Annotated in this window: 6 protein-coding genes and 1 pseudogene; 3 read left to right on the top strand and 4 right to left on the bottom strand. The window is 70.4% G+C overall.

Annotated features, from left to right (window positions below):
• Positions 1 to 477 (bottom strand): GNAT family N-acetyltransferase (locus tag O3Q52_RS50420; protein WP_269655133.1); only part of this gene is annotated, 477 nt, incomplete at its 3' end.
• Positions 478 to 614: 137 nt separating this feature from the next.
• On the opposite strand from O3Q52_RS50420, the pseudogene O3Q52_RS50415 reads away from it, so the two are divergent.
• From O3Q52_RS50415 to O3Q52_RS50405, 3 genes and pseudogenes are all read left to right on the top strand, one after another.
• Positions 615 to 1,067, top strand: a pseudogene (locus tag O3Q52_RS50415) (MerR family transcriptional regulator); the annotation flags it as partial.
• A 42-nt stretch (positions 1,068 to 1,109) separates the two neighbouring features.
• On the top strand, positions 1,110 to 1,322 hold the full coding sequence (locus tag O3Q52_RS50410; protein ID WP_189843688.1) for an EF-hand domain-containing protein: 213 nt from the start codon (positions 1,110 to 1,112) through the stop codon (positions 1,320 to 1,322).
• Positions 1,323 to 1,540: 218 nt separating this feature from the next.
• Positions 1,541 to 2,203, top strand: coding sequence for an NAD(P)-binding domain-containing protein (locus tag O3Q52_RS50405; RefSeq protein ID WP_332113024.1), 663 nt, complete (start codon positions 1,541 to 1,543; stop codon positions 2,201 to 2,203).
• Positions 2,204 to 2,283: 80 nt separating this feature from the next.
• Here the strand turns inward: O3Q52_RS50405 and O3Q52_RS50400 are convergent, their stop codons facing one another.
• The 3 genes from O3Q52_RS50400 to O3Q52_RS50390 all read right to left on the bottom strand — a co-directional run.
• Positions 2,284 to 2,826: an MOSC domain-containing protein gene (locus tag O3Q52_RS50400; protein WP_269655131.1), complete on the bottom strand. Its 543-nt coding sequence runs from the start codon at positions 2,824 to 2,826 to the stop codon at positions 2,284 to 2,286.
• A 10-nt stretch (positions 2,827 to 2,836) separates the two neighbouring features.
• Positions 2,837 to 3,391: a glycoside hydrolase family 25 protein gene (locus O3Q52_RS50395; protein WP_269655130.1), complete on the bottom strand. Its 555-nt coding sequence runs from the start codon at positions 3,389 to 3,391 to the stop codon at positions 2,837 to 2,839.
• Positions 3,392 to 3,482: 91 nt separating this feature from the next.
• Positions 3,483 to 3,718: L-serine ammonia-lyase, iron-sulfur-dependent, subunit alpha (locus tag O3Q52_RS50390; protein ID WP_269655129.1), on the bottom strand; the 236-nt coding region annotated here is incomplete at its 5' end.

Below are 3,718 nucleotides of genomic sequence, written 5' to 3'. Positions count from 1 at the left end.
CCGTACCCCCTCGGCCACCTCGGTCGCGGCCTCCAGCCGCCCCGCGACCCCGCGCCCCAGGACGAGTACGCCCCCGTCGGCGGCCCACACCCGCACGTCGTCCCGCCGCTTGCGGGCCCGGGCGACCCGGGGATGGCCGGGATCGTCGAGTTCCGTCAGCCCCAGCGGCGGCGGGCCCGGCAGCGGCGCCGCGACCGTCAGCAGGTCGATCGTGTCCGTCGTACGCCCCGTACGCTCCATGAACGCCGACAGGAACCGCGGGTTCATGGTCGCGGCGAGCGGATCGCAGTCGGCGGCGGCCAGCGTTTCGCGGACCCACCCGTCCCCCTCGTCGGTGAAGACGACGGAGTGCGCGGTGAAGGCGATGACCCCGGCGTCCCGGTGGGCGTGCTGAGGCACGACCGTCGTACCGCCGTCCGGCGGCGGGAAGACTCCTCGCGCCGCCGCGTCGAGAATGCCCCGCAGAGTGCCGGCCACCGCGCCGCCCCTTTCCTCGCCCGCCACTTGAGTCTCCACCCACTGGAAGGCCCAGACTCCACCCCATGATCGACGACGGCACCGGGCTGCTCACCATCGGGCAGCTCTCCCGGAGCACCGGACTGCCGGTGCGCACCATCCGCACCCGGCTGCGCTTCGGCGTGCCCGACCTGCCCGACGACCCCACGACCGAGCGGGTGGACGCCTGGGTCGAGCTCGCCGCGCTGCTGCAGGACACGGGCTTTCGCGCGCGGATGCGCAGGATGGTCGAGTTCAACGCCGCGGACCGGGGGCCCGACGTGCCGGCCGGTACGTCCCTGTGGTTGATGAGCCGCCTGGTGCAGCTGGCCGGTGAGGCACGGGAGCGGGGCCTCGCGCCGGACGACCCGGGGGCCGCCACGGTCCTGACCGAGGTGCTCGGCGACGCCGACAGGGCCGCCGTACTGGAACGCATGGTGTCGGCGAGCCAGGCCGAGCTCGCCCGCTTCCGGGAACTGCCGGCACTCGTACGGGGGACCGAGCCGCTGCCCACGCACCGGGAGGCGTTCGCGTGGGTGGTCGCCGCGCTCCGCGCTCAGCTCGGCAGCTAATCTGACCTCGGCAAGTACGGCACATCAGAAGGGGCGGGTCCGGTGGCGGACATCGAGGAAGCACGCAAGGCGTTCGAGCGCATCGACGTGGACGGGGACGGCTACGTCACCGCCGCCGAGTTCAAGAAGGCCCTGGCCCAGGGCGGAGACTGGAACGTCACCGAGTCGGTGGCCGAGGCCGTGATCGCCTCCCAGGACCTCAACGGCGACAAGCTGCTGTCGTTCGACGAGTTCTGGTCGCACCTGAACAAGTAGCCGAACGCGAGGATCGCGAGGGGCGCTCCCGCCGGACGGGCGGGGGCGCCCCCTCGTCGTACGGTGCGTGCCCCGGCCCCGTGCGATGGGCGCGACGGCGGTTTCCGGACGTTCGAAACGCTGTGCGGCCTTTCGGGTGATGGCCCGGAATAGCCTGCTTGCCCCGGAGGTTGGTGCTCCACATCGGAGTCATCGACCCCTGGAAGGACGCGCGAGTCATGAAGATCGGCATCATCGGAGCGGGCAACATCGGCGGCAACCTCACCCGGCGGCTCACGGCCCTCGGCCATGACGTCTCCGTCGCCAACTCCCGAGGTCCGGCGACCCTCACCGCCTTGGCCGAGGAGACCGGCGCGACGCCCGTCCCGGTCGAGGAGGCGGCACGCGGCGCCGAACTCGTCGTCGTCACGGTCCCCCTGAAGGCGGTCCCGGGCCTGCCGTCCGGGCTCTTCGACGAGGCCGCCGACGGAGCCGTCGTCGTCGACACCGGCAACTACTACCCGCGGCAGCGGGACGGCAAGATCACCGGGATCGAGGACGAGGGCCTGACGGAGAGCCGCTGGACGGCCCAGCAGCTCGGCCACACGGTCGTCAAGGCCTTCAACGGCACGTATGCCCAGGACCTCCTCGACCGCCACCGCCCGGCCGGCGCCCCGGACCGCATCGCCCTCCCGGTGGCCGCCGACGACGCGTCCGCCAAGCAGGTCGTCCGCGACCTCATCGACGAACTCGGCTTCGACACGGTGGACGCGGGCTCCCTCGACGACTCCTGGCGCCAGCAGCCCGGTACCCCGGTCTACGGCCTCCAGGAAGGCGTGGACGCGGTGACGAAGGCCCTGGCGGAGGCGCCGCGGGAGCGCTCGGCGGACTTCCGGGCGTAGGGACACGGCGGCAGCGCTTGGCGGACTTCCTTCCGGGCGCAGGGCTCCGGCGGCAGAGCTTCGGCCCTCCGGCGCTCCGCTCAGACGATCTCCAGGGGCAGGTGCGGCCCGTCCGGCAACTCGACCTCGACCGGGTCACCGGGCCGCACCACGCCACCCGTGACGACGACACTCATGATCCCGGCCCGGAACCGGACGCTCCCGTCCTCGCCCCGCCCGACAACCTGCTTCATCAACCCCTTCTGGAAGCCGTCGATCTGCGCACAGGGATTCCGCAGGCCGGTGACCTCCACGACGGCCTCGTCCCCGACCCGCAACCGGGTTCCGGTCGGCAGCCCGAGCAGATCGATGCCCCGGGTGGTGACGTTCTCGCCGAGCTGCCCGGCCGCGACCTCGAACCCGGCCTCCCGCACCTCGTCGAACAACTCCTCGTGAATGAGGTGCACCTGCCGCAGATTCACCTGAGAAGGATCCTTCTCCATCCGGAACCGGTGCTTCACCGTCACCCCGGAATGCACGTCCCCCTCCACTCCGAGCCCGGCAAGCAACGTAATGCCGTCCCGATTCGGCTTGGAGAACGAATACTCACCACTGCTGCTGACCGCAGCCACTGTCCCGCCCATGCCCGGCAGCCTACGGTGTCGCCCATTCCCGCAGGTCGGCGAGGGTGTCGAACTGTGCCACGTTCTTGTCCAGCGGGTCGTCGGTGTACTGGTGGAAGCGCCACTTCGCCTGGATGCGGGGCTTGCCCGCGGTCACGTAGTCGGCGATCCAGAGACCGTCACCTGCGTACGAGGTGTCGTCGACGTTCAGCCAGTAGTTCCGGTTGCAATAGAGAACGACCCGGTTGTTCGGCCGGAGTTCCTTCACCTTGCGGATGAAGCGGTCCTTTTCGGCGTTGGAGGCGTGGGTGCCGTCGCCCGTTGTTTCCCAGTCGACGGCGAGGATGTCGCCGGCCTTTTCGGGGGCCTTGCCGACGAAGTACTCGGCCTGGGCCGTGAGGTTGCCCGGCCAGAGGAAGTGGTAGAAGCCGACGACGCAGCCGGCGTCACGGGCCCGCTTCGTCTGCGCGCTCAGCTTCGGATTGACGTACGTACGGCCCTCGGTGGCCTTCACGAAGACGAAGGACACGCCTTCGGTGCTGTACGAGGACGACTGGTAGGCGCTGACGTCGATGCCGCGCAGCATGTGGTTCCTCCGTGCGGTGGGGGGACGGGTGCGGGTGTTGCCTGTGGGGGGCAACTTCCTTTGCTCTTCCCCCACTTCGCCCGTCCCACCCTCAGCACTCGATGATGTTCACAGCCAGCCCGCCCCGGGCCGTCTCCTTGTACTTGACGCTCATGTCCGCGCCCGTTTCCTTCATCGTCTTGATGACCTTGTCGAGGGACACCTTGTGGGAGCCGTCGCCGCGCATGGCCATCCTGGCCGCCGTGACGGCCTTGACCGCGGCCATGCCGTTGCGTTCGATGCAGGGGATCTGGACGAGGCCGCCGACCGGGTCGCAGGTGAGGCCGA

Origin of the sequence: Streptomyces sp. ActVer, assembly GCF_027270795.1 — a bacterium.
Lineage (GTDB): Bacteria > Actinomycetota > Actinomycetes > Streptomycetales > Streptomycetaceae > Streptomyces > Streptomyces umbrinus_A.
The sequence above is the reverse complement of the archived record's forward strand: the minus strand, read 5'-3'. Positions and strand labels throughout refer to the sequence as shown.